Source organism: Mesorhizobium jarvisii (assembly GCF_003601985.1).
Classification (GTDB): Bacteria; Pseudomonadota; Alphaproteobacteria; order Rhizobiales; family Rhizobiaceae; genus Mesorhizobium; species Mesorhizobium jarvisii.
The window spans coordinates 54,266-79,473 of sequence record NZ_QZXA01000013.1 but is presented as its reverse complement, the minus strand read 5'-3'; the positions used below and the strand labels follow the sequence as shown (position 1 = coordinate 79,473).

Below are 25,208 nucleotides of genomic sequence, written 5' to 3'. Positions count from 1 at the left end.
CTCAGGTCTCCCGGAATTCGGTTCGTGCCAGGCCGTTGTCGAGATTGATCGTGGTGCGCAGCCGCATACGCTCCGGTGTCGGGGTCATGATCAGCACCGCGTCGATCTCGATCTTGAGGCCGACGGTTTTGTCACCGAGCGTGACGTTGACGGTCGTGGCGCTCTCCTTCAGGCGCGGCTCGAAGGTGGCAAGCACCGTGCGGATTTCGCGCGCCAGCGCATCGCGGTCGAAATCCCGCGAAGAGCGGCCGGAAAAGGAGGGCACGCCATAATTGACGACGCTGCGGCGCACCTCGGGAAAGTCGGCCAGTGATGGCAGTTCGTCCAGCGGCTGTTCGTGTTCGGCATCGGAAAGCATCGGCACGGATTCGAAGCGCTCGGTGTTGAACAGCGCCTCGATGTCGCGCCGCACGGCTTCTCTCAACACGCGTGCCGAAACCACCACGCCGCGGCTTTCGATCTCGGCGCGATGCTCGGTCTGGAAGGCCAGCCGGTGCAGGCGCCGTCTCTGCTCAGGCGTCAGTTCGGCGTCGGTATCGATGGCGCGCGCGCTGCCGTCAAGAAGAGCCCCGACGCGCTCGGCGCCGAGTTCTTCATCCAGCAGACGGCGCAGCCCGTCGATCTCCGACGCCACACCCGGCAAGTCGTTGACGAGGCGGTCCCACAGCGAAGGCTGGACCGCCTCGCGCTTTGCCCGCGAACTGCCGGCAAGCTGCGGCTTCGCGCCAGGCCGCTTGGCCTCACTTGCCGACATAGACGTCCATTTCGATCTCGTCGTCCTTGTCGTAGACGAACTTGATCTTCTTGTAGGCGAAGCTGACTTCTTCCTCGATAAGATCGGCCTCGTCGGCGGCCTGCCGCATATCGTACTCCATGACCGAGGCGTCGGTGAGCGTCACGACCAGATAGTCGCTGGTCTCGCCGTCAATGGTGCGGCGTGCCGAGAACACCACCTCGTCGAGCGCCTTGTTCTCGAACAGTGCCTTCTTCAGATACGGCGACGACTTGTCGTAGTGCTTGATGAACTTGATCATTCCCATCGACACACGGCCGCGTCGCGAAAGCGAATTCGGGTCGTAGGGCGCTATCATCTTGTAATCGACGCCATGCACTTCGATCTCGTCTTCATGGCCGTCGCGCTTGCTCGGGCCCTTGATGTCCGGGACTTTCAAAAAACCATCGATCTTCATGGAAGGAGCCTCGCTTCTCTCTGTGGTCGGCATTGTCTTTCTCCACCGCTTTCAAACGAAACAAGATGACTTCGCTGCGACTTCAGCCCTTCACTGACGGCAGTTCCGACACCAGCCGGAGAGAGGCGTTGATGCCTTCCAACTGGTAGTGCGGACGCAGATAGAAACGGGCATTGTAGTAACCGGGCCGGCCTTCGACGCTGTCGACCTGAACCTCGGCCGCGGCAAGCGGACGCTTGGCCCGCGCCTTGTCGTCGGCGAAGGCCGGATTGGCCAGTACGTACCGGTTGATCCATTCGGTCAACCAGATCTCCATATCGGTGCGTTCCTTGAACGATCCGATCTTGTCGCGCGCGATCGCCTTGAGGTAATGCGCGAAACGCGACACCGGGAAGAGGTAGGGCAGGTTGGCGCTCAGCCGTTCGTTCGACTGGGCGTCGGGGTCGACGAGGCGCCCGGCGCGCGTCTCGTCATCCTGGAGCGAGTGCGCGCCGATGAAGGCCGCGAGATCGGTGTTCTTGCGGTGCAAGATCGGCATCAGGCCGAGCTTCGCCAATTCGGCCTCGCGCCGGTCGTCGATGGCGACCTCGGTCGGGCATTTCATTGCGATCGAACCGTCGTCCGTCGGGAAAGCGTGCACCGGCAGGTTGAGCACCGTGCCGCCATTCTCGACGCCGCGGATCTGCGTTCCCCAGCCATAGAGCTTATGGCTGCGGTTGATGTTGACGCCCATCGGGAAGGCGGCGTTCATCCAGACATATTTGTTGTGGTCGCCGCCCACCTCTTCCTCGAAGGTGAAGCCCTTCACCGGAACGGTTTCCGAGCCGTAGGGCAGGCGTGCCAGCACGCGCGGCATGGTGAGCCCGATATAGCGGGCGTCCTCGCTCTCGCGCAGCGACTGCCATGAGGCATAGGCCGGGTTGTTCACGATCATCTGCAGGTCTTGCGGGTTCGGCAGCTCCTGCCAGCTGTCCATGCGGAACAGCCGCGGCGAGGCGGCCGCGATGAATGGCGTGTGCGCCGAGGCACAGACACCCGAGATGTTGCGCAGCAGGCCGACGTCGCGCGGATGGTTGGAGAATTCGTAGGCGCCGATGATGCAGCCGATCGGCTCGCCGCCCAGCATCGAATACTCGTCCGTGTAGACTTTCTTGAAGATCGGGCTTTGGTCCCACATCTGACCTTCATAGTCTTCGAGCGTGTCGGCCAACTGCTCCTTGGAGATGTTCATCACCCGGATCTTCAGCTTGGTGTCTGTCTCGGTGTTGTTGATGAGGTACCAAAGGCCTCGCCAGGTGCCTTCCATCTCCCGCACTTCCGGGGCATGCAGGATCTCGTTGACCTGCGTCGTCAGCATCTTGTCGATGCCCGCGATCAGCGACTTGATCGACTTGATCGCGTTGGACGAGATGGTCGTCGTCTCGGAACGGGACTGAGCGGCCAGCGCCAGGTTGCGCACCAACTGCTGCAGTTTCTCGCTGTCGTCCTTCTTGACCTTGAAATCCTTTTCAAGGAGGCCGCTGAATTCGCCAAGATCGATGGCTTCGGCCTCGGCGGTAGCGGCTGCGGTCTTTTGCTGTTCGGCCATGACTTACTCCTCGCCCTTGCCGTCAGAAATCGCCTGGCCGGCGATCTTGCTCAGCAGCGGCTCGTTGTTCAGAAGCTGCGCGATGCGCTTTTCGGCGTCGACCCGGCCATCCATGAAGCCCAGCAGTTCCTCGAGTTGACGCCGCATCTTGAGGATCTCGGCCAGTTGCGGCACCTGCTCGGCGATCTTGTCCGGCGCGAAATCACCCATTTTGGAAAAAGTGAGATCGATCGCCAGTTCCTCGTCCCGCTCGGCGCCCTCGGCTTGCGGCAACGTGTTCTTGACGCGCGCCTTCACGCGCGGTCCCATCGCTTCCATGAATTTGGGGAAGCGATTGGCGTCGGTTTCGACGAAATTGCGGTCCAGAACCGACTTCGACGCTTCCTTGGTCTGCGAGGCGCCCGAAAGGTCGGCCATGACAGCCATGACGAACGGCAACTCGATCGTCGTGGGGCTGCCGTAGGTTTCGACGTCGTAGGCGATCTGCACGCGCGGGGCGCGGTTTCTTTCGATGACCTTGGCTTTGCTCTCTGCTGGCATGCTGGTTACCTTTCATCCTTCTGGGCCGGCTTCTTGGGATCGGCGACACCGGCAAGCAGCCGGAATTCCTTCAGCCCCGACGGGGCGAGATCTTCCATCAGTTCCACGAAATCCATGTGCACCATCCTGCGCACGCGCCGGGCGAGGTGCGGGATAGGGCTGGACGGTTCAGTGCGGTCGTAGAAGGCGACCACGAGATCGAGGCATTTGACGACATCGTCGCGCGAGTTGATCCGGTCAGGCAGGCCGGCGCTGGGTTCCACAGAGCTTGCCACACTTGCCATCGTCTCGGCTCCATGACCGTTTTGGGTGGGCGTCGATGCCGGTTGGGCCGGCTGCTGGGCAGGCTTTGCCGCACCGTTGGCCATGGCGCCGGCGCTGGAGTTCCGCTCCAGCGTCGTCAGCAGGCGCTGCAGGAACTTCTTCAGATCCGGAACGGCCGCGCCATTGCCCTCGATGCGGGCATTGAGCGCGGTATCCACCGCCTCCAGCGCCGAAATCGCGGCGCGCGCATCGGCCAAAAGTGTCGTGACAGTGTCGGCGGCCTGATCGATCTGCGCCGCGCATGCTGTGCGCACCCGGTTCAGCAGCTGGTTGTGGGCGGCCGCCAGCGCCGCCTTTTCGGCGGTTCCGAGGCCCGAGGCAGCTTCCTGGAGCATGACGCGCTCGTCGAGCGCTGCCTGTTCCAGGTCTCGCCCGCTGATCGGCCCGATGGCGCGCGGTGAGAAGAAGACGGTTTGCCTGAGGTTCGCCAGCAGGCCTTCCTGGCCGTTCTGGAGGTCAAGCAGCGCATTGATGCGTCGCAGCGCCGCGTCGCGCGGCGTGGCACCCGTCCGCAAGGCCGGATGCATCGTATCCCAGTACTGGTCGAGAGTCCTCGCGATCAGGGTCAGCCCTTGGGCGAGGCCGGCGAGCTTCTCTTCATTGGCCAGCGCGCGCGTGACGATGACCAGAAGGCGCAAATCCCGGCCGCGCGACTGCAATTCTTCCGATTTTTCGAGGACTGCCGCCCAGTCGACAGCGCTGGTTGACTGCGAAGCCTTGTTGCCACCGTCGTGGACGACCTTGAGCTGGGCTTCCGTGAGCCGCTCCAGCTCATGAAAAGCCGGGTCGTTGCGTAAGTCCTCTCCCGACGGGTTCGCGCCGTCCAGAGGATTCAGCCAGAGTGCGAGATCAATCACACCTACCCCCAGCAAAGGGCCCTGTGACCCATGTGACGCAACGTTATCATCGGTCCCATGCCACGACAATTGAGCACTTCCCCAAAAACTAACAGAAGCTGAATCTCCCGCAATCTTTCAACCAAACCCATTGCGCGATTGGCGGGCCGCGCATGCGAAATGGCTCGCATGGTTTGGACCCCAGGTGCGGGTTTGTTTGAGGAGTTTGCAGGGCTTGTGTAACCACGAGGTGCCGCCCGAACCGGGTCGGAAGGCCTCTTTCGTCACGCGGCTTTGTCAAGCGGCCGCTTCTATGGCAGGGTACGGTCAGCAGATTTCGGGGGCAGGTTCAATGGAACAGCGCCGATCGTCGCAGAGTTTCAAGCGCAAGGAACTCGTTGCAAAGCTCAATCCCACGGGGGTGCGCGCCTTCAAGGCCGCCGCGGACACGGCCAAGATGCGCGGCAATCCCTATGTCGAACTCGTGCATTTCGTCCAGCAACTGGTGCTGTCCGAGCGCTCGGATGTGCAGATGATGGTCGCCGATGCCGGGCTGGATGTCAGCCGGCTGACGGCCGATACGACCCGCGCCATCGACAAGCTGCCCTACGGCGCGACCTCGGTGGAGGAATTCTCCGATCACATCTTCCACGCCATACAGGAAGGTTGGAGCCTGGCCACACTGCAATTCGGTGTCGAGGAGGTGCGTAGCGCGCATATTCTTCTCGCCTGTCTGAAGACACCGGCGCTGGAAGGGCTGGTTTCGAAAATCAGCGCCGAATTCGACAAGATCGACGCGGACGGGGTCATCGCCCGCTTCGCCGACGTCACCGAGGGCTCGCTCGAAGCCGGTCCACCTCCTGCCGCGGCTGCGACCGAAACACCGATGAAACGCGGCCCGGGCGGGGATTCGGCGCTCGCCAAATACGCCACCGACCTGACCCAGCGTGCCCGCGACGGCAAGATCGATCCGGTCGTCGGCCGCGATCCTGAAATCCGCCAGATTGTCGATATCCTGATGCGCCGCCGGCAGAACAACCCGATCCTGACCGGCGAGGCAGGTGTCGGCAAGACGGCGGTCGTCGAGGGCTTTGCCTTGCGCATCGCCCAGGGCGACGTTCCGCCGACGCTTCAGAATGTCAGCGTACGCATGCTCGATGTCGGGCTGATGCAGGCGGGCGCCAGCGTCAAGGGCGAGTTCGAAAAGCGGCTGAAGGCTGTCATCGACGAGGTCCAGGCCTCCGAGACGCCGATCATCCTCTTCATCGACGAGGCGCACACGCTGATCGGCGCCGGCGGCGCGGCGGGAACCGGCGATGCGGCCAATCTCCTCAAGCCCGCGCTCGCGCGCGGCGAGCTTCGCACCATCGCCGCCACGACCTGGGCCGAATACAAGCAGCATATCGAGAAGGATCCGGCGCTGACCCGTCGGTTCCAGGTGGTCAAGATCGAAGAGCCTTCCGAAACGGTGGCCGTGCTGATGTTGCGCGGTGTCGCCGGCGTTCTCGAGCAGCACCACAAGGTGCAGATCCTCGACGAGGCGATCGAGGCCTCGGTTTCGCTTTCGCACCGCTACATTCCGGCCAGGCAGCTGCCGGACAAGGCGGTCAGCCTCCTCGACACAGCCTGCGCCCGCGTTGCCGTCTCTCAGCACGCTACGCCCGCGGAGGTCGAGGACATTCTGCGCCGCCGCCAGGCGCTCGAGGTCGAGGAAGGCATCATCGGCCGCGAGGCGGCGATCGGCATCGAAGTGGCCGACAGGCAGGCTCGCGTGGAGGCCGGGTTGGCGGAAACCGAGACCACGCTTGCAGCAGCGCAAGCGCGCTGGGATCGGGAAAAGGCGCTTGTCGCCGAGATACTCGACCTGCGCGCCAAACTCCGAGGCGAGGGCGTGCCGCTTGACGCGGTGGAGGGCGGGGAAGCCGCTTCGGGCGAGGCCGTCGATGCGTCACCTGCCACGGCGCATGAAAGCAAGGCACCTGAGGCCAAAACGCCGAAACCTGAGACGGCCGAACCCAAGGGCTCGAACACCAAGGCCAAGAAAGCAAAGGCGGCAAAGACGGAGGCTGCTGCTGCGCACGAGCCCGTGCCGGATTCCGCTGCCGACCTGGCGCGACTGCGCGAATTGATGGCGGAACTTGCCGAGGCGCAGGGCGAGACCCCGCTGATCCTGCCGTCGGTCGATCGCAACGCCGTGGCTGCCGTCGTCCAGGACTGGACCGGCATCCCGACGGGACGGATGCTGTCCAGCCAGACCGAGAAGGCGCTCAAGCTCGCCGCGACCTTGTCTGAGCGCGTTGTCGGTCAGGACCATGCGATGGAGATGATCGCGAGGCGAGTGCAGACCAGCCGCGCCGGCCTCGGCGCGCCGGAGAAGCCGGTCGGCGTGTTCCTGCTTTGCGGCCCCTCAGGCGTCGGCAAGACCGAGACAGCCCTGGCGCTTGCCGAAACGCTTTATGGCGGCGAGCAGAACCTGATTTCGATCAACATGTCCGAATTCCAGGAGGCGCACACGGTCTCGACGCTGAAAGGCGCGCCACCCGGTTATGTCGGCTACGGCAAGGGCGGCATCCTGACCGAGGCCGTGCGGCGCAAGCCCTATTCGGTGATCCTGCTCGACGAGGTCGAGAAGGCGCATCCGGACGTACACGAGATCTTCTTCCAGGTCTTCGACAAGGGCATGATGGACGACAGCGAAGGCCGCCGGATCGACTTCAAGAACACGCTGATCCTGCTCACCTCGAATGTCGGCTCCGAGGTCATCATGGACCGCACGAAGAACGGCACCTTGCGCACCGGCATGGACGACCTGGACACCGCCTTGCGCGGCCCGCTGCTGAAAGTGTTTCCGGCCGCCTTCCTCGGCCGCGTGGTGACAATCCCTTACTATCCGCTCTCGGACGCGATGATCGAGGCAATCACCAGGCACCAGTTCGGCAAGATCGCGCGGCGCCTCAAGGCAACCAACGATGCCGAGCTGGTGATCGGCGACGGCGTCATGGACATGGTCAAGGCGCGCTGCACCGAGATCGAGTCCGGCGGACGCATGATCGACGCCATCCTCACCAACACGCTGCTGCCGGAACTCAGCCGGGGCGTGCTCAATCGCTCGCTCGAGGGCAAGAAGATGACAAAAGTCACCGTCGGTGCCTCGTCGGAAGGATTTACCTACTCTTTCGAATAGAGCTCGTTGGGATTTGCCGTTCGTGCCCTAGCGCCGACCAAAACGCATTCCATTCCTATGACTGGTCAGGCCAATCATTGGCGCACCGGCACTCCTGGAGTTGCTCTAGATCACCGTTTCTCCTCCATCGACAACCAGGATCTGACCCGTCATGTACGAGGACCGGTCAGACACCAGAAACAGCACTGCCTCGGCGATCTCCTCGACGCTTGCCCAACGGCCAAGCGGCACCCTTTCGCGGATGTAGGCTTCGATGGCCTCCCGGCCTCCCATCTGTGCGATGAAAGGAGCATTGAAGGGCGTGTCCACCCAACCTGGGCAAAGCGCGTTGACGCGAATGCCGAAGCGGCCATAGTCGCCGGCCATCTGCCTGGTCATCGCGATCACCGCGTGCTTGGTCGTCGTATAGGCGATCATCTCGCGGTCGTAGAGCACGCCGGAACTCGACGACGTGTTGAGGATGACGCCGCGGCCTGCCTTCTTCATGAATGGCATGACGATGCGGGCACCGAGGAAGTGAGCCCGCACATTGAGCGTCCAGGAGGTGTCGAAGCCTTTCACGCTCACACCGAGCACGTCGCCTTCGACCTGTACGCCGGCATGATTGTGCAGGATGTCGATCCTGCCCTGGGTGTGGATGAAATCGTGAAAACCGGCTTCAAGCGCCTGATCGTCGGTCAGGTCGAACACAAGCGCCTTTGCCCGGCCACCGGCGGCAAGAATCTGTTGGACGGTCGCGTTGGCGCCGTCGGCGCTACGATCCGCCACGCCGACCACCGCTCCCTCGCGCGCGATGATCAGCGCCGCCGCCCTGCCGATGCCCGATCCCGCCCCGGTGACGATCGCGGTCCTGTCCTTCAGGATCATCCCTCTCCACCCTTTCTCGCCGGCTTTTAATCCTGCATCATCCGGCGGGCGGGCCTCGCCCGCTCCGGCGCGCCGATCAACCTTTGAGGACAAGACAGGCATGTACGACTTCGGCCCCTTCGAGTTCGAGTCGAAGCAGGATTTTTTCGACAAGGCAATGCGTTTCTGGAATCCCGACAAGACCAGGTTCTGGCAGAAGGCCGGGATCGACCTGGTGATCGGCAGGCGGGAAGGTTATTTCCTCTACGACATGTCGGGGCGCCGCCTGATCGACCTGCACCTCAATGGCGGCACCTACAATCTCGGTCACCGCAATCCGGAGCTGGTCGAGACGCTGAAGAGCGCGCTCGACTATTTCGACATCGGCAACCACTGGTTCCCATCCGTGGCGCGAACGGCGCTGGCCGAATCCCTCGTCAATGTCTCGCCCGGAATGAAATACGCGATCTTCGCGCCGGGCGGCGCGGAGGCGGTGGACATCGCCATTAAGAGCGCCCGCTATGCCACCAAGCGGCGCAAGATCGTGTCGATCATCAAGGGCTATCACGGGCATTCGGGGCTAGCCGTGGCGACCGGCGACGATCGCTTCACCAAGATCTTTCTCTCCGACCAGCCGGAGACGTTCATCCAGGTTCCCTTCAACGACATCGACGCCATGGAACGGGCGCTCAAGGGCGAAGACGTCGCGGCGCTGATCATGGAGACAATTCCCGCCACTTACGGCTTCCCGATGCCGAAGGATGGCTATCTCTGCGCCTGCAAGGCGCTGTGCGAAAAGCATGGCGCGATGTACATCGCCGACGAGGTCCAGACCGGCCTGATGCGCACCGGCAGCATGTGGGGCTGGCAGGCCTACGGCGTCCAGCCGGACATCATGGTGACGGCAAAGGGCCTGTCCGGCGGCCTCTATCCGATCAGCGCGGCGCTGGTGAACGACAGAGCCGGCGGCTGGCTCAACGAGGATGGGGCCGCCCATATTTCGACCACCGGCGGGGCCGAGCTCGGCTGCGTCGTCGGCCACAAGGTCATCGAGATGCTGCAGCGGCCCGAACTGGTGGCCAATGTCGGCACCGTGACCGAGTTCATGGCGCAGGCCATGCGCGAGATGCTGGTTCGTCACGGCGACATCTTCACCGGGGTACGCCAGAAAGGCGTGATCCTCGGCCTGGAATTCAGCAATCACCCGGAAGGCGCCGTCTTCGTGTCGCGTGCGCTCTACGAGCAGGGCGTCTGGGCGATCTTCTCATCGCTCGACAAGCGGGTGCTGCAGTGGAAGCCCGGTATTCTCCTGGATCACGAGACCTGCCGGGACATTATGGATCGCTTCGACGCGGCAATGCCGCGCGCCCGGGAGTTGCTGCATCAGGCAGGCAAGGCGAGTTGACATGGTCCAACCCTCGTTGAAACTACCAGGCGTCCAGTTCGAGCTGGCGGCTGGGCTTGCCGAGATCGCGCGGGTTCCGGCAGGGGACAGGTGTGCAAGGATGGGGCAGGACGGACAGTGATGGATTTCGACGCGCTCACCCACGACCAGCAACTCGGCATCCTGCAGGAAACGGCGGAGGCGGCCACCGCCAACTACGATCTGCCGGCGGACGTTTCCGTCGAGATGATCAACCTGTCGGAGAACGCGACCTACAAGATTGCGGCTCGCGACGGCCGGCGCTGGGCGCTCCGCATCCATCGCGACGGCTACCATTCAAGGACGGCCATCCAATCCGAACTGGCCTGGCTGACCGATCTGCGCCAGACCGGGATCGTCCCCACGCCCGTGCCGGTCGCGGGCAAGGACGGCGAACAGATCCAGCGTGTCGGCCATCCAAGATTGGCGCAACCACGCCATGTCGTGTTGTCGCAATGGGAGACCGGTTCGGAGCCGGGCATAGGCGAGGCGCTTGGCGAACCTTTCGAACTGCTGGGCGAGGTGACGGCACGCATGCACATCCACGCCCGGCAGTGGAAGCGCCCTTCCTGGTTCAGCCGCCATGTGTGGGATTTCGAAACAAGCCTCGGCGAGGAGAGGCCGCTTTGGGGACGGTGGCGTGACGGCATCGGCGTCGACGCCGCGAAAGCCAGGCTCTTTGGCCGCACCGCGGAGCTGGTCGGCCGCAGGCTCACTGCCTTCGGCAAGGGCCATGACCGCTTCGGCCTCATCCATTGCGATCTGCGGCTCGCCAACCTTTTGATCGACGGCAAGACGGTGAAGGTCATCGACTTCGACGACTGCGGCTTCGGCTGGTATATGTACGACGCGGCGACGCCCATCTCTTTCTATGAGCACGAGCCACAGGCAGCCGATCTCATCCGGTCATGGACGACCGGCTATCGCCGTGTGCTTGACCTGCCGAGCGCGGACGAAGACGAGATCCCGACCTTCGTGATGCTGCGCCGTCTGCTCCTGGTCGCGTGGATCGGCTCGCACGCCGAGACCGACCTCGCCAAGTCGATGGGCCTTCCCTATACCGAGGGAACGGTCGGGCTGTGCGAGGCCTATCTGAGCAAGTTTTGAACCATTCTATGCCAGTGCCTCCAGGCTCTCCGGCAGGATCTGGCCGCCATCGACAATGATTGTCTGTCCCGTCACGTAACCGGCTTCCCTCGACGCAAAATAGAGCGCGGCATAGCCGATGTCCTCCACGGTTCCGAGCCGCTTGAGCGGGATCGAGGCGGCCATGGTCTTCTGGTAGTCCTCGCCCAGGCCGACAAGGCCCTCGGTCACGATGTTGCCCGGCATGACGGCGTTGACGGTGATGCCGTATCTCGCCAGTTCGATGCAGGCCGTTCGCATGAAGCCGAGCTGTCCCGCCTTGGTGGCACCGTAGTGCGACCACCCGGGAAAACCGGTGATCGGGCCGGTGATCGACGACGTCAGCACGATGCGGCCCTGGTCGGATGCCTTGAGATAGGGAACCGCTGCCTTGACCGCGTGGAAGGTGCCCTTGAGGTTGGTGTCGACAACCTCGTCCCATTGCTGCGAGGTCATGTCTTCGAGCCGTGCCTGCGGGAAGATGCCGGCATTGGCGCACAAAACATCGATACTACCGTTTCTGGCGGCTGCCGCTGCAAGCGCGCGCTCGATGCTGGCGAGCGAGGTAACGTCGCCAACCACGCCAAAGGCGCCATGGCCGATCTCGGCGGCCGCGGCTTCGGCCTGGTCGATATGGCGCGCAACGATGGCGACCTTGGCACCCGAGAGCGCGAACACCCGCGCTATGCCCTTGCCGATGCCTTTCGACCCGCCGGTAACGACGACGGACCGACCCCTCAAAGACTGGGTCATGACTTGAAGCTCCAAAATGAGACGGGGACAGAGTGATGCTCCGTCCCCGTTGAGGCAAGAAATCCAGGGCGAGGAATGCCTTAGAACGTTTCACCGTTTCATGGAAACGGCGAACCGCTCTAACTCTTTGTTTTAACGCAATTCCGGACGGAAAACCGCTCACACTTTTCCTGGAATTGCTCTAGCCCTCGTTCACCATGTGACCGATGTTCTCATAGGCCTTGGGGTTGGCCGACTTCAGCACGAAGCCCCAGATCAGGCCGACGACAAGGATCGCAAGCCCGACATAGGGGATGCTCCTGGCAAAACCATTGGTGCCGCCCAAGGTCGCCAGATTGGCGACCAGCGTGTAGACGAGGACCAACTGCACAACCAGCGAGATCAACGGCGCGATGACAGTCGTCAGCATGCTGCCGCCGCCGTTCTTCTTGAACCACATATAGATGGCCAGCGAGACAACCGCCTGCAGCACCAAAAGCAGTCCGGTGCCAAGCACGGCAAACAGCGTATAGACGCCAAGCCAGGCCTGTCCCGACGGATCGTCGAAGCCGTAGGCCAGACCGTAGAGCAGCACCCATACCGCCGCCAGCACCGACTGCAGCGCCGAGGCCTTGTGTGGGCTCTTGTGGTGGTCATGCGTCTCGGCGATCACCTGCGGCAGGACGCCTTCGCGCGCCAGCGAATACAAATAGCGGGAAGCGGTGTTGTGGAAAGCCATGCCGCAGGCGAAGGAACTGGTCAGGATGAGCAGCGACATCAGCTGGTAGCCCCAGCCGCCGACAAAAGCCTGCACCGGTGTCAGGAAGAAGTTCACGCCGTCGGAGAAGGCCTTGGCTACCATATCGGCCTCGGTCGGATAGGCCGCCACCGCGCACCAGCTGACGAAGGTGTAGAACAAGCCAAGGCCGATGACCGAAATCAGCAGCGATTGCGGAATGATGCGCTTCGGATCGCGGGATTCCTCGGCATAGTTCGGCGCCATCTCGAAGCCGACCCACGACCAGAACGCCATGAAGATGCCGACGGCCGCTTCGCCCGCCGGAATGGCGACGGTGCCGACCTTCTGCTCGGCGACAGGCGTGAACACTTTGAACACATTGAGCGAATCGCCGGAAAAATTCGTCCCGCCATGGGCAAAGATCACGCCGAGCGAAAAGATCACCAGCATGATCACTTCAAGAATCAGGGCTATGCCGAGCAGCCGTGCCGACACTTTCACGTCGCGGTAGGCGAGCGCTGCGATGACCACGATCATGGCGAGCGCCAGCACGATCCACGGAACGTTGATGCCGAAATGCTGGGAAAGCCAAAGATTGCCGAAAAAGGCGAACAGTCCGGTGAGGGAAGCCTCGAACAGCGAGTAGCAGGCGAGTGAGCCGATGCCCGCCGACATGCCCACCTCGCGGCCGAGCCCCTGGCTGATGAAGGAGTAGAAGCCGCCGACCGACGATACGCGCGATGCCATCGCGGCATAGCCGACCGAGAAGATGGTCAGCACGATCGTCGCCATCAGGAAGGCGGCGGGGGTATATTTGCCGATGCCGTAGCCTGCCGCGAACGGGACATTGCCCAGCATCGCCGACATTGGCGCCGCGCCGGTGACGGCCAGAAAGAGCACACCGGCGAGCCCGACGGCTTTCGAGTGCAAAAGATTGATGCTGTTACTCTTCGAGACGTCGATCGTCCCGCGTGCAGTTTCTATCGCCATGAAGCCCTCTCCATTCGTGACAGCTGTATGCAGTTCCCCGCACCGGGCGGCCGATGTGTCCCAGCCTGCTCGTGCAACCATGACACTACGGACGCAGCGTCACTTTGCCAAGGCCATGATTTTGCATAGCTCGCCGCTCGACATGACGTGGCAATAGATCATGTTGATGATTTCGAGCTCCTTGCGATGAAGCTCCTCGGTCGCCGCGGCGCAGCAATCCTCGAGCACGATGACCGCATAGCTCTCGTCCGCCAGGCTGCGCACTGTCGAGGACACGCACTGGTCCGTGAAGATACCGCAGCAGATGACATTGCGGATGCCGAGATTGTGAAGGATCAGGCGCAGATTCGTTCCCGTCAGCGCGGAATCGGTGGTCTTGGTCACCACGATCTCGTCGCCGGCCGGCTGAAGCTCGGCGACCAGCTGCGACGGTGCGTCGTTCTTTGGCAGCAGCAAATTGTTCCAGCCCGGCATTTTCTGAGAGAGCGAGCGGTCACGCCCGTCCTTGGTGTGGCAGGCGATGCGGGCAAAAAGGCATTCGATGCCGTTTTGCCGTGCCAGCGCCAGCAGTCTTGCCGTGTTCGGTATGACCGTGCCGTGCATGCGCTCGTGGAACGGCGTCCACAGATCGTAGCGTTGCTGTTCCTGCGGCGACAACGATGCGCGATCCGGCCGTTCCAGGTAGGTGTTCTGAACGTCGATGACCAGGATGGCGGTTTGCGCCGGCACCAGCACCGGATCATCCGGCTCGGGTGCGCCGAGATAGTAGAGCGAACGGAATCCGGTTTTCCAGCTCATGCGGTCCTTTCAGAAGCGGAACGTGAAAAGGCCGCGAGCCGCGTAGGTCTCGGCGGCTTCCTCGATGAAACGGGCGATGCGTTCCGCCTGGTAGGTATCGCGCATGGTGGCTGCGGCCTGGAGCAATTCTTCCTTGGATTTGGCGCGACCGGGGCGCAGCAGTTCATAGACCTGCATGATGAAATCCTGCGGCACCTCGACAAGCTCTGCCCCACGCTCGAAGTTGAGTGCCAGTGTCGGCCGTCCGACATCGCGCGCCACATCGGCCTGTGCCTGCAGCGCTTGTGGGGTGATGCGAAGGTCTTCCATCGTCACGTCGCCCGCAAGCACCGAATCCAGTGTTATCTCGGCAAGCGACTTGCCGCGCTTGCCCGTCACGGCGCCGGGCTGTGTTTCGGCGAGCGGATAGTCGGCGCGTGTGTGGGTCACGATTTCACCCCCGTCAGGATGACGTCGACCTCTTCGGGAGCCGCACCAGCCTCGGTCAGTCCGGTTTCGATGGCGTAGATGAGGGCGACGCGGGCGTGGTAGCGAGACCCCATGGCCTCGCCCCGCTGCGGCACCACGACAGGCTCCGGCATTTCACCCAGCGCATAGGCCGCCGCATTGGCACCCAGCGCGCGATAATGCTCGAGCCTGGTGATCGGCGCATTGGAAAACAGTTCCAGATTGTTGTGCGGCTGGCGGCCACGCTGGTGGATGACGGCCGTGCCCTTGGCCTGGATGCCGATGCCGATGCCGCTGCCGGCCATCCGGGCGGCGGACAGGCCGAGGAAGGAGGTATCGGCCGTATGGCGGAAGCGTACGACGCGCGCCTTGAGCCCGCGCGCGCGGATTGCGTCGAGCATGGCGCCGAGCACTTCGGAGAGCCGATGTCCGGCCGTCGTTCGATAAAGCTTGAGCCCGAAAGCCGGGCTGATGCCGATGACCACATCGTCCTTCGCCGATCCGTTGGCCGCCGGCCCAAGGTTGCGATAGCGGATGTGCCTTGCTTCGTCCTTCTCGTGCAGGGCTTCCGAGCGCAACACTTCCTTCTGGTCCAGCACATCGCGGATGTCGTTTAGCTGCAGGCGCCGTTCTTCGGACACACGGTAGCCGGAACCCGGGCCGAGATAGTCGTTTGGATCGTTGACCGCACTGACGATCCGCCCATTGCGGATCATCGCCGATGTCTGGAGATAGTCACCGGAAAGGCGCAGCTTGACCACGTCGAGGAGGTTCTCCGCCTCTTCTCGGAAGCCACGCTTGGCCAGCGCCTTGACCACATCGATCACTGTGATGCCGCGCTCCTTGATGGCTTCGCTGATAAAGCTGACGTCGCGCGGCATCAGGCTGCGCGTATCGTCGGAACCGGAAGCGTAGACCACGCTGCTCTTCATGTCCTCGGTCGGTGAGGAAAGGCCGAGTTCCTCGAACACGGCGGCGATCGCTTCCACCGCGCGCTCGCGCAGCTCGATCGCGCGCGACTCGGGCAGCGGCGTCAGCCCGCCATCGGCCTCGAAATCGCGCTGCAGCACAAGATAATCTTCCAGTTCCTCGCCGTTGATCAGCGACGGGTTGAACGAATTGTCGTATTTCAGGATCGATCCCATCCCGGAGCAGATCAGGTCCGAGCCGGCAATCAGGTAGGGAAGGATCTTGGCGCCGACGCGAATTTCCGATTCGGTCGAGCGCGCGTCATTGCCCGACGCGCATTCGAGATCGAGCCAGACGGCGATGAGGTTCTCGGCCATCAGCTCGCGAACACCGCCGGGTATGGTGGCGGTCAAAGGCGCTCCGTCGATACCGCCATTTTGCGTGCCTTGCACCCCCATGCCGCGCTGCAGGCAGAGGCAGCGCGCTTCCAGGTAGAGCAGCGATTTGGCTTCGTGGAAGCCCATCAGCAACTCGGAGCCGGCACCCGACGTACAGCGCATCTTGACGCCGCGCGAGGCGTAGGCGGCGGCCAGAAATGCCTTGGACCACGGTGTGTCGTCGCCATCGGTGAACGACTTTTCAGTGCCGTAGACGGAGACGGTTTCGGCGTAGGAGGTAAAGCCGGCCATGGCGATGCGCAGCTCTTCGGCTTCCTCGCTGGAGCATTGGAACAGCGTTCCCCAGCGACCGACCGCGCCGCCTACCGCGCACGCCACCGCGTTGGACCAGGCGTTGCGCGACACGCGCATCGTCGTCTCGATCTCGTCGAAGCCAAAGGCGACGGCGGTCGCGGCATCGGCGGCGAGTTGCAGCGGATCGTCCTTGGCGTTGGTAACGTGCGCCTGGTTGCCCGGCGTCTTGCGGGCCCGCATCTTCGAGTAGGCGAACGCGATCTCCAGCGCGTTGAGCTGCGACACCACTTCGGCGAGTTTGGCGGGTGTCATGCCATGGGCGAGCCGCACCAGCGTTTCGCGCGGCACGTTCATGTCGACCAGCCAGCGTGCGACGGTCGCCGAGTCCAGCGCCATCGCTTCCGGCGCCACCTCCGGATCGATGTGATGGCGGGCGATGAAGCGGTCGATCATGTCGTAGTCGTGTTCGAGCACCCCATCGAGGGATACGACGCGCCCGTCCTTGATGCCGATGCCTGGTTTCGGATCGGCCGGGCTGGAGAAAGCGGAGAAGCCGTTGGCGGGGTCTTCCGCCGCAAACTTGTCCAGCCGCAACGGCCGCTCGTCCCAATCGGCGAAGCGCTTCCAGCGGTTCAGTTTCGGCGTCATGCGTGCGATCCTCGACCCGGCCGAAAGACTAGTGAATGCTTGCCCGCCGCACAATGACCCTGGATCGACCGCCGGCCAAGGGGGCGCACGCCACAGGCTCGAAATACCCGAAGCTCCTCGCCATCCTGTCGATCTTCAGCAGAGGCGCGATGTGTTTCGGCATCGAGTTCGGCCGCCAAAGGTCAGGTTTGGCCGGGCACATCTGAAGCCGCACGTCTCACCGGCCCGACCGCTCCGCTGCCATGAGCAACGAGGTAAACATGTGCGCGTAGTTCTCCGCCTGCACGCTCCAATCCCACTCTCGGATCGTCTCGATCATACGGGTGGCCATCCGCGACCAGAGCGATGGCGTGTCCCGCAACAGGGCGAGTTTGTTCGCAAGCCCTTCCGCGGTTCCATCGAAGAACAGCCCGTTGTCGCCATCCCGAACCAGCTCGGGCATGTTTCCCACACGGGTCGTCACCAAGGGGACACCGCACGCCGCCGCTTCCAGGCAAGGATTGGGAGTGCCTTCGCTGCGACTGGCGCAGACATAAACGTCGAGATCCCGGTAGAAGTCGAGCATTTCGTCATGGTTGCGCCAGTGTTGCTCCCGAATCGCAGTCTGCAGTCGCACGCCCGGCACTGCAGCGACCGCGGGCTCGATGACGTCGTGGAAGCCGCGATGTGCCGGACCATGGTTGCCGAGACTTCCCGCCCATCCGACGCGGAGCTCGCCAGAATAAGGTTGCGGCTCTGGCGGGGGGCAAAAGAATGTCGTGTCGACTCCATTGGGCGTGTAGTGGACCGGAATACGCAGCAGAGGGGCGTATTCGTGCTCGAGCTTCCGATTGTTGACAAAGACAGCGCGCGCCAACCGCTGCAGGATAGCGAGCCCGGGCTCGCGGAATTCGCCCTCCATCTCTCTGTGACTGCAGATCCCGATGACCAGCCTGTCAGACCGCCGGGCGAGGACCGATTCCGGCAGGGGCAGCTTCGCGATCTGGAACCAATAGAAAATGAGCACGATATCCGCGGCGTTCACGTCGGACTCAGTCACATCATGCTGAAATCGTTGGACGATCTCGAACCTTCTTGCCAGCACGCGCCGAAGGTTCTGGGCCTTTCTATCGATCGCCCAGCCGGGTCGGTCCGCGATCGCCAGGATGCGGGGTAGGTGTCCATCGCTCACGAGGCGTACCGCGCAAGCCAGTGCGCCAACCATGGATTGGCCTCGTCCAGATCATCGTCCGTCGCAGTGGTGCGCACCTGGGTAGCGTCGGGCAGTTGGATATCGCCTGGTCGCAAGCGGGGTCGCCATCCGTGCCAACCACGACCGTCGACCTCCTCGCTCAGGAACCGCCGGCCGCCATACTTGCGCGCGGCGTGCTCTGCGCTCAGGAACAGATAATGCTTCATGCGAAAACGCTCGGGGGAGAGCCTCACCGGCCCCTCGAAGCGTACGCGATGGCCGCCTGACCACGCGATCTCCATGGGGCCGTCCTGTTTCTTGTACGCACGGACGCAGTGTGGGGAGGTCGGCCGGAACGGGTAGTAGGTGCGCAGCGTGTGTTGATAATTGGGATTGTCGTGATCGGGGGCTTCCCTGGTGGGAATGAACGTGAACTCGGAAGACTCGATCGCATTGAAACCGAGTGCGTCGGCTGCCGCAATGGCGGAGACCAACGATGAGTACGAAGTCGGCGGAAGATGGATCTCGTCAGCGTCAAGATGCATGAACCAGTCGGCCTCGAGCGACTGAAATAGTTCCTCTTTGCGACGAAGAAGCTGCTCCCAGCAATACCAGCCGTTGTGCGGGATGCTTTCGATTCCTATCAATCCGGCCCCGCGGTAGCGCTGGGCAATCTCAAGCGTTCGGTCAGTCGACTGATTGTCGCAAATGTAGACCTGTACGCCTTGACGAAAGAGGTTCTCGAGACATCCGGCAACGAACCGTTCCTCGTTCCGCGTTGTAAGGACCGCGACGACTCGCGGGGAGTTCCGATCACGCGCAGGACGCCCAATGTGGGTGTTGGGATCGACCAAGTTCTTCAATCCTTCGTTGTATGCTTCCGGATGCCATGCTGGCCGGTCAACTGGCGCATTACTGAACTTGGCCGAAATGACAAGTCTAAAGACTCAGCGCTGCCCATGCCAACGCGCCGTCACCTGAAGTGCAACACGCTCATAGCGGTTCCCGTCGCGATCGCAAGTCTCGGGAATATGCGTATTCGGAAACACGCCAGACCGCCGGCTCGAGCCGGCTAGCGGCCCCAGATGACGGCATTCTCGTGCCGTTTTATGATGTGCTTCAAATTCTCGAAAGCGGTCGTGACGTGGCCCGCGAAGCGCTCCGCCGCCGGAGAGCGCGGCCCGCCAACCCGGCGCAGGATGCCCAGTGAGCGGCTGGGCTGCGGGATTTCATAGGGCAGCACCGTCACCCGGTTCTCCTTGCGCTGCGCGAAGACCACGGAAAATGGCAGCACGGCCAATGCATCTGTTTCTGCGAGGAAGTTGATCACGCTCATCAGCGAGCCTCCCGAATAGCGCACGTTCAGGTCCGACATGCCGATGCTCATCAGGATCATCTGCAGGTCCGACATCAGCGGAGAGCCGGGCAGGGGCGCCACCCAGGGAAAGCTGGTCAGGTCATGCGCCCTGAGGCGGCGATTGCGCAGCAGCGGATGGTCCGGCCGGCAAGCCACGACATTGCGTCCGGGCAGGATCTCGGTGAATTCGAAGCCGGGTCCGAGGTCGAGCACGCCGATCGGCACGATCCCGAGGTCGATCTGGTTGCTCTCCAGCGCCGCGACCATCTCGGGCAGGTTCATATAGCTTTGCTGGACGGTGACCTCGGGCTCGAGCTTCTGGAATTCGCCGATCATCCGGCTGATCATCGCATCCATGAAGAAAGGCACGCCGCCAACACGGACGACACCCTTGGTGCCTTTCATGAAGCCCTGCACCGCATCCGACGCCTTGCGCGAGGCCGTGATGATCGTGCGCCCTTGCGCCGCCAACTGGAAACCGAGCGGTGTCGGCTGCAGCGGCCGGCGGCCCTTCAGGAAGAGCGGCTCGCCGACCCGCGCCTCCAGCATGGCCAGCGATCGGCTGACCGCAGGCTGGGTCAGGCCCAGCATGGCGGCTCCTTCCGACACGCCGCCTGCATCCAGCACCGCGGCGAGCTGCATCAAGTGGCGCTCGTTCAGCTTCATAGCAAAACGCTATACAAGGGCCACCACATCTCATCAAGCATCGTCTCGGGTCGTGTTATCCCGTTTGGCAAGGGGAAGGGAGGCCCCGGCGAAATGGACGGCCAGCACGACCCCCAGAGGGATGAACTCCCCAAGGCGATCTCGACGCAGGCCGAAGAATTCGCGCGGCGTCTGGCGGCAATGGGCCAGTCCCGCCTGGCGGCGGCGGCACAGGCCGCGGTCGATGGGTTGCACGCGCTGATCGTGGAGTTGCGGCCCTCCGGCGAGGAATTCCGGCTGGCGATCGATTTTCTGACCGAGGTAGGCCATTACGCCGATGCGCGGCGCCAGGAGTGGGTGCTGTTCGCCGATGTGCTGGGCGTGTCCTCGCTGATCGAGGATCAAAACAGCCCGCGCCCCGCCGGGGCGACCCCCAACACCCTGGCGGGACCTTTCTACCGGGCCGATGTGCCGGAAATGCCGCTCGGCGGGAACATTTCGCGCGATCACAAGGGCGAGCCGCTGGAGGTTACGGGGCGGATCGTGACGCTCGGCGGCGCGGGGATCGGCGATGCCATGGTCGAGATCTGGCAGGCCAATGCCGAGGGCCTGTACGAGAACCAGGAACCGGACAGGCAACCGGAATTCAATCTGCGCGGACGCTTCCGTGCCGATCCGCAGGGGCGCTTCCGCTTCATGACGGTGAAGCCGAAGGGCTACACGCTGCCGGCGGATGGTCCGGTCGGTCAATTGATGTCCGCGCTCGGTCTTGGCCTCGAGCGACCGGCCCACATCCATTTTCGCGTTTCGGCACAGGGCTTCGAAACGCTGACGACCCACATCTTCGACCGGTCGGACCCTGCGATCGGCCGGGATGCCATTTTCGGGGTCAAACCCGAACTCATGGCCGAGTTCCGCGCGCTGCCGCCCCATGGAGGAAAGCGCAAGCACGCACTCGACCTCAATCTCGTGCTCTGCCCGCAGCGGCCGGGCGAAACCGAAACCTCTGGGAGGAGATGACCGATGGCCCGTATCAGCGGCTACCACCATCTGACACTGTCGACCGACGGCGCTCAGGAAGATTTTGATTTCTATACCAAGGCACTCGGCCTGCATTCGGTGAAGCGCACCGTCCTGTTCGACGGCGTCATCCCGGTCTATCACCTCTACTACGGCTCGCCCGACGGCGATGCCTCGACGATCATCACCACCTTCCCGTTCCGCAAGCCGGGCGTCTATGGCCGCCGAGGCACCAACCAGTCGCGCACCATCATGCAATCCATCCCCAAGGGGGCCGCGGATTTCTGGGTGGACCGGCTGAACGCGCGCGCCATCAAGGCCACCAAGATCACACGCTTTGGCGCCGACCGCGTGGCTTTGGCGCATCCCTGCGGCATCTCGCATGAGCTGGTGGAAAGCGACAGCGATCCGCGCGCGCCCATCACCAACGAGGCACAGGGCATCGGCAAGGCCCACGGCATCAAGGGCATCTACGGCGCGGTCGTGGCGGTGATGGATCGCACCGCGATGGACGACTTCCTGACCATCGCATTGCCGCTGGAGAAGGAGGCGGACAATCACGAAGGGCTGGTGTTCCGCGTGCCGGACGCGAGCGGCGTCAATCAGCGGGTCGAGGTGATCGTCGATCGCGACAGCGCACAGGGCACCTGGACGCTCGCGGGCGGGACGATCCACCACCTCGCCCTCAACACGGGCGACGAAGAGAACCAGTTGAAGCTGCGCGCTCATATCGAAGGCCTCGGCTTCACCGATATCTCGGAGCAGAAGGACCGCAACTATTTCAAGTCCTGCTATGTCCGCTCGCCCGGCGGCGCGCTGTTCGAACTTGCCTGGACCACGCCGGAAGGCTGGGCCAAGGACGAACCCCCGGGCCAGATCGGCAAGACGCTGGTCTTCCCGCCGTGGTTCAAGGACCGCGAGGGCGAATTGCAGGCCGGTCTGGAACAGGCGGATTTCGCGTGAGCTCAGGCAGCGGTCCACTCCGGCTCGGGCCAAAGGGCGCGGAAGCGAAGGCGATCTGCGTCTTCGTCCACGGCCGCGGCCAATCGCCGGAGGAGATGCAGTCCCATGTGCTGTCGCGGCTTTCCGCGCCGGCCGTGGCATTCATCCTGCCGCGCGCGCCGCTCGGCGCGTGGTGGCAGGCGCGCGCCGTCGACCCGTTGACGCCGGTCGCCCGCGCCCACCTCTCCGACGCGCTCGATCATTTGGCGGCCGCTGTCGTGGCGGCACGGTCGGAATTGCCCGGACTGCCGCTGCTCCTGGCGGGCTTCTCGCAAGGGGCATGTCTGTCGATCGAATATCTCTGCGCCGGGCTGCCGCCGCCGGATGCGCTTGCCGCCTTCACGGGCTGCCGCGTCGGTGTGCCAACGGACGGGCGATCCGAAGCCGTGCCGGCCGGCGTGCCGGTCTATCTTTCCGGCAGCGACTCCGATCCCTGGATTCCGGTTTCGGCCTTTGCCGATACGGCGCAGTCGCTGGGCCGCGGCGGCGCGAGCCTGCGGGCCGATCTGTTTCCCGGCCGGAGCCATGAGGTTTCGGATGCCGAGATTGCAATGCTGGGCACCATCATCGCCGACCTGGAAGCCGGCCGGGGTGCGCGCATGGGGGCTGCGCGATGATGGACAGTTTCACCTTTCCCGGGCTGACGACGCGGGTGATCTTCGGTGCCGGCACGATGGGCCGCGCGGAGGAGGAGGTGCGGCGGCTCGGCCATGACAAGGCGCTGGTGCTGTCGACGCCCCATCAGAAGGCCGATGCGGACAAGCTGGCTCAAAGCCTTGGCGGCCTCGCCGCCGGGGTGTTTGCCGGCGCGGTCATGCATACACCCGTCGAGGTTACGGAAAAGGCCGTCGACGCCTTCCGCGCCAGCGGCGCCACGGCGGTCGTAAGCCTCGGCGGCGGCTCGACCACCGGGCTCGGCAAGGCCATCGCCGTGCGCACCGGCGCCGATCAGGTGGTGATCCCGACCACCTATGCCGGCTCGGAAATGACCGACATCCTCGGCGAGACGGCGGCCGGCGAGAAGACCACCCGCCGCTCGCCGGACATCCGCCCCGAAACTGTGATCTACGACGTCGATCTGACAATGAGCCTCCCGGTTGGTCTCACCGTCACGTCGGCGATGAATGCGATCGCCCACGCCATGGAGGCCTTCTACGCTGCCGACCGCAACCCGGTGATCGTGCTGATGTGCAGGGATGCCATGGCTGCGTTCCGGGACGGCATTCCGCGGCTGATCGACGATCCGCAGGACCGCGCCGCGCGGACACAGGCGCTCTACGCGGCCTGGTGCTGTTCGACCGCGCTCGGCTATGTCTCGATGGCGCTGCATCACAAGCTGGCGCATGTCTTCGGCGGCTCGTTCGACACGCCGCATGCCGAAACCCACGCCATCCTGCTGCCCTACACGACAGCCTTCAACGAAGTGGCGGTGCCCGATCTGCTGCGCCCGATCGCCGATGCCTTCGGCGGCGGCTCGGCGGGCGGCGGACTCTGGGATTTCGCGCGCTCCGTCGGCTCTCCGCTGAGCCTGAAGGAGATCGGCATCAAGGAGACCGATCTCGACCACGCGGCGGCGATCGCGGTGAAGAACGCCTATGCGAATCCGAGGCCGATCGATCCGGGATCGATAAGGGAACTCCTCCAGGCGGCGTTTGAGGGACGCCGTCCAGGGAGCTGAAAAGAGGCAAGAGGGAGGAAGAGCAGATGATTACGAGACGGAGCTTACTGAAAGCGTCGGCGGCGACAGGCCTGGCGCTTGCCGGTTCCCGGCTGACGACGCCGGCGCTGGCGCAGGGCGCCAAGATTCGCCTGGGCTATGTTTCGCCGCAGACGGGGCCGCTCGCCGGCTTCGCGGAAAGCGATGCCTACAACATCAAGGCTTTCCTCGCGTCCGAGGCGGGCAAGAATTTCGACGTCATTGTCAAGGACAGCCAGTCGAACCCCAATCGCGCGGCCGAAGTGGCCAAGAACCTGATCGTCGACGACGAGATCAACCTGATGCTGGTCGGCTCGACGCCCGAGAACACCAACCCGGTCGCCACCACCTGTGAGGCGGAGGGCGTGCCCGTCATCTCGACCATGGCGCCGTGGCAACCCTGGTTCATTGGCCAACAGGGCAATCCGGGCGACCCGTCGTCATGGAAGCCCTTCAAGTTCGCCTATCATTATTTCTGGGGTCTCGAAGACATCATTGCCGTCTACACCGGCATGTGGAAGCAGCTTTCCACCAACGGCAAGGTGGGCGGGCTGTTCCCCAACGATGCCGACGGCAATGCCTGGGGCGATCCGAAGAACGGGCTGAAGCCCGGCCTCGATGCCGCCGGCTTCGGCCTCAGCGATCCCGGCCGCTATCAGAACCTCTCGGACGATTTCACCGCGCAGGTCAACGCCTTCAAGGCGGCAAATGCCGAGATCGTCACCGGCGTGGTCATCCCGCCCGACTTCACCACTTTCTGGAACCAGGCCCGCCAGCAAGGCTTCAAGCCCAAGGCGGTGACGGTGGCCAAGGCCATCCTCTTCCCGCAATCGGTCGAGACGCTCGGCGATGCCGGCCACAACCTCTCGTCCGAGGTCTGGTGGTCGGCCTCGCATCCGTTCAAGTCGTCGGTGACGGGCCAGAGCTCGGCTGACCTTGCGGCGGATTTCACCGCCAAGACCGGGCGTCCGTGGACCCAGCCGATCGGCTTTGTCCATTCGCTGTTCGAGGTGGCGGCCAATGTCATGGGCCGCGTTTCGGATCCGACGAATGCCGAGGCGATCGCGGCGGCGATAGCCGCCACCGACATGACGACCGTGGTCGGAAAGGTGGCCTGGAGCGGCGCAGGGCTGCCGCCTTTCGCTGCGAAGAACGTCTGCAAGACGCCGCTCGTCGGCGGCCAGTGGCGCAAGAAGGCAGGGGGCGGCTTCGATCTGGTGATCGTCGAAAACGCCACCGCGTCTGAGATCCCCACCGCAGGCAAGATGGAAGCCCTGGCCTGACGCCGCCGGGGCGGCGGATGCCG

23 protein-coding genes are annotated in these 25,208 nt (G+C 63.6%); 9 read left to right on the top strand and 14 right to left on the bottom strand.

Annotation, left to right across the window (positions count from 1 at the left end):
* Position 1: 1 nt before the first annotated feature.
* From tssE to tssA, 5 genes are all read right to left on the bottom strand, one after another.
* Entirely contained in the window at positions 2-754 is a 753-nt protein-coding gene (gene tssE, locus D3242_RS27885; RefSeq protein WP_019859791.1) for a type VI secretion system baseplate subunit TssE, read from the bottom strand.
* Entirely contained in the window at positions 741-1,190 is a 450-nt protein-coding gene (locus D3242_RS27880) for an Hcp family type VI secretion system effector (RefSeq protein WP_027047140.1), read from the bottom strand. Before D3242_RS27880 ends, tssE begins: the two co-directional genes overlap by 14 nt.
* 82 nt (positions 1,191-1,272) lie before the next feature.
* Positions 1,273-2,778, bottom strand: coding sequence for a type VI secretion system contractile sheath large subunit (tssC, locus tag D3242_RS27875; protein WP_010910844.1), 1,506 nt, complete (start codon positions 2,776-2,778; stop codon positions 1,273-1,275).
* Positions 2,779-2,781: 3 nt separating this feature from the next.
* Positions 2,782-3,318, bottom strand: coding sequence for a type VI secretion system contractile sheath small subunit (gene tssB / locus D3242_RS27870; protein WP_019859789.1), 537 nt, complete (start codon positions 3,316-3,318; stop codon positions 2,782-2,784).
* A gap of 5 nt (positions 3,319-3,323) precedes the next feature.
* Positions 3,324-4,499 carry a type VI secretion system protein TssA gene (gene tssA / locus D3242_RS27865; protein ID WP_019859786.1) on the bottom strand — a complete coding sequence of 392 codons (1,176 nt, stop codon included), beginning with the start codon at positions 4,497-4,499 and terminating at the stop codon, positions 3,324-3,326.
* Between the two features lie 331 nt (positions 4,500-4,830).
* On the opposite strand from tssA, the gene tssH reads away from it, so the two are divergent.
* Positions 4,831-7,662, top strand: coding sequence for a type VI secretion system ATPase TssH (tssH, locus tag D3242_RS27860; protein ID WP_120145552.1), 2,832 nt, complete (start codon positions 4,831-4,833; stop codon positions 7,660-7,662).
* 105 nt (positions 7,663-7,767) lie between these two features.
* On the opposite strand, the gene D3242_RS27855 is transcribed toward tssH, so the two are convergent.
* Positions 7,768-8,529 (bottom strand): SDR family NAD(P)-dependent oxidoreductase, encoded by a 762-nt coding sequence (locus D3242_RS27855; protein WP_064986028.1) that lies wholly within the window; start codon positions 8,527-8,529, stop codon positions 7,768-7,770.
* A gap of 100 nt (positions 8,530-8,629) precedes the next feature.
* Here D3242_RS27855 and D3242_RS27850 point away from each other — a divergent pair, with 100 nt between their 5' ends.
* Both D3242_RS27850 and D3242_RS27845 read left to right on the top strand, forming a co-directional pair.
* Complete coding sequence (locus D3242_RS27850) at positions 8,630-9,913, top strand: class-III pyridoxal-phosphate-dependent aminotransferase (protein ID WP_064986026.1); 1,284 nt, start codon at positions 8,630-8,632, stop codon at positions 9,911-9,913.
* A 120-nt stretch (positions 9,914-10,033) separates the two neighbouring features.
* On the top strand, positions 10,034-11,038 hold the full coding sequence (locus D3242_RS27845; protein WP_038648598.1) for a phosphotransferase enzyme family protein: 1,005 nt from the start codon (positions 10,034-10,036) through the stop codon (positions 11,036-11,038).
* Positions 11,039-11,044: 6 nt separating this feature from the next.
* On the opposite strand, the gene fabG is transcribed toward D3242_RS27845, so the two are convergent.
* The 5 genes from fabG to D3242_RS27820 form a co-directional block, all read right to left on the bottom strand.
* Positions 11,045-11,809 carry a 3-oxoacyl-ACP reductase FabG gene (gene fabG / locus D3242_RS27840; RefSeq protein ID WP_064986024.1) on the bottom strand — a complete coding sequence of 255 codons (765 nt, stop codon included), beginning with the start codon at positions 11,807-11,809 and terminating at the stop codon, positions 11,045-11,047.
* Between the two features lie 181 nt (positions 11,810-11,990).
* The gene (locus tag D3242_RS27835; protein WP_019859778.1) at positions 11,991-13,517 is read right to left on the bottom strand and encodes an APC family permease; all 1,527 of its coding nucleotides are present in this window, start codon (positions 13,515-13,517) and stop codon (positions 11,991-11,993) included.
* A gap of 99 nt (positions 13,518-13,616) precedes the next feature.
* On the bottom strand, positions 13,617-14,315 hold the full coding sequence (locus tag D3242_RS27830) for a cysteine hydrolase family protein (RefSeq protein WP_019859777.1): 699 nt from the start codon (positions 14,313-14,315) through the stop codon (positions 13,617-13,619).
* Positions 14,316-14,324: 9 nt separating this feature from the next.
* Complete coding sequence (locus D3242_RS27825; RefSeq protein WP_019859776.1) at positions 14,325-14,744, bottom strand: diol dehydratase small subunit; 420 nt, start codon at positions 14,742-14,744, stop codon at positions 14,325-14,327.
* Entirely contained in the window at positions 14,741-17,011 is a 2,271-nt protein-coding gene (locus tag D3242_RS27820; RefSeq protein WP_038648590.1) for a propanediol/glycerol family dehydratase large subunit, read from the bottom strand. The genes D3242_RS27825 and D3242_RS27820 overlap by 4 nt, the downstream gene beginning before the upstream one ends.
* Positions 17,012-17,046: 35 nt before the next feature.
* On the opposite strand from D3242_RS27820, the gene D3242_RS33670 reads away from it, so the two are divergent.
* Positions 17,047-17,217, top strand: coding sequence for a hypothetical protein (locus D3242_RS33670; protein ID WP_155772710.1), 171 nt, complete (start codon positions 17,047-17,049; stop codon positions 17,215-17,217).
* 11 nt (positions 17,218-17,228) lie between these two features.
* Here D3242_RS33670 and D3242_RS27815 read toward each other — a convergent pair whose 3' ends face one another.
* From D3242_RS27815 to D3242_RS27805, 3 genes are all read right to left on the bottom strand, one after another.
* Complete coding sequence (locus D3242_RS27815) at positions 17,229-18,215, bottom strand: glycosyltransferase family 4 protein (RefSeq protein WP_120145551.1); 987 nt, start codon at positions 18,213-18,215, stop codon at positions 17,229-17,231.
* Positions 18,179-19,036, bottom strand: coding sequence for a glycosyltransferase family 2 protein (locus D3242_RS27810; RefSeq protein WP_223217892.1), 858 nt, complete (start codon positions 19,034-19,036; stop codon positions 18,179-18,181). Before D3242_RS27810 ends, D3242_RS27815 begins: the two co-directional genes overlap by 37 nt.
* A gap of 218 nt (positions 19,037-19,254) precedes the next feature.
* Positions 19,255-20,205: a LysR family transcriptional regulator gene (locus tag D3242_RS27805; protein WP_019859771.1), complete on the bottom strand. Its 951-nt coding sequence runs from the start codon at positions 20,203-20,205 to the stop codon at positions 19,255-19,257.
* A 93-nt stretch (positions 20,206-20,298) separates the two neighbouring features.
* Between D3242_RS27805 and D3242_RS27800 the strand changes: the two genes are divergently transcribed.
* From D3242_RS27800 to D3242_RS27780, 5 genes are read left to right on the top strand one after another with little or no spacing between them, the layout of a single operon-like run.
* Positions 20,299-21,204, top strand: coding sequence for a dioxygenase family protein (locus D3242_RS27800; RefSeq protein ID WP_019859770.1), 906 nt, complete (start codon positions 20,299-20,301; stop codon positions 21,202-21,204).
* 3 nt (positions 21,205-21,207) lie between these two features.
* Positions 21,208-22,167 carry a VOC family protein gene (locus D3242_RS27795; protein ID WP_064986013.1) on the top strand — a complete coding sequence of 320 codons (960 nt, stop codon included), beginning with the start codon at positions 21,208-21,210 and terminating at the stop codon, positions 22,165-22,167.
* Positions 22,164-22,823, top strand: coding sequence for an alpha/beta hydrolase (locus D3242_RS27790; RefSeq protein WP_064986011.1), 660 nt, complete (start codon positions 22,164-22,166; stop codon positions 22,821-22,823). Before D3242_RS27795 ends, D3242_RS27790 begins: the two co-directional genes overlap by 4 nt.
* Positions 22,820-23,884: a maleylacetate reductase gene (locus D3242_RS27785; RefSeq protein WP_064986009.1), complete on the top strand. Its 1,065-nt coding sequence runs from the start codon at positions 22,820-22,822 to the stop codon at positions 23,882-23,884. Before D3242_RS27790 ends, D3242_RS27785 begins: the two co-directional genes overlap by 4 nt.
* A 26-nt stretch (positions 23,885-23,910) precedes the next feature.
* A complete protein-coding gene (locus D3242_RS27780; RefSeq protein WP_064986007.1) occupies positions 23,911-25,185 on the top strand; it encodes an ABC transporter substrate-binding protein in 1,275 nt (424 codons plus the stop codon).
* Positions 25,186-25,208: the final 23 nt, after the last annotated feature.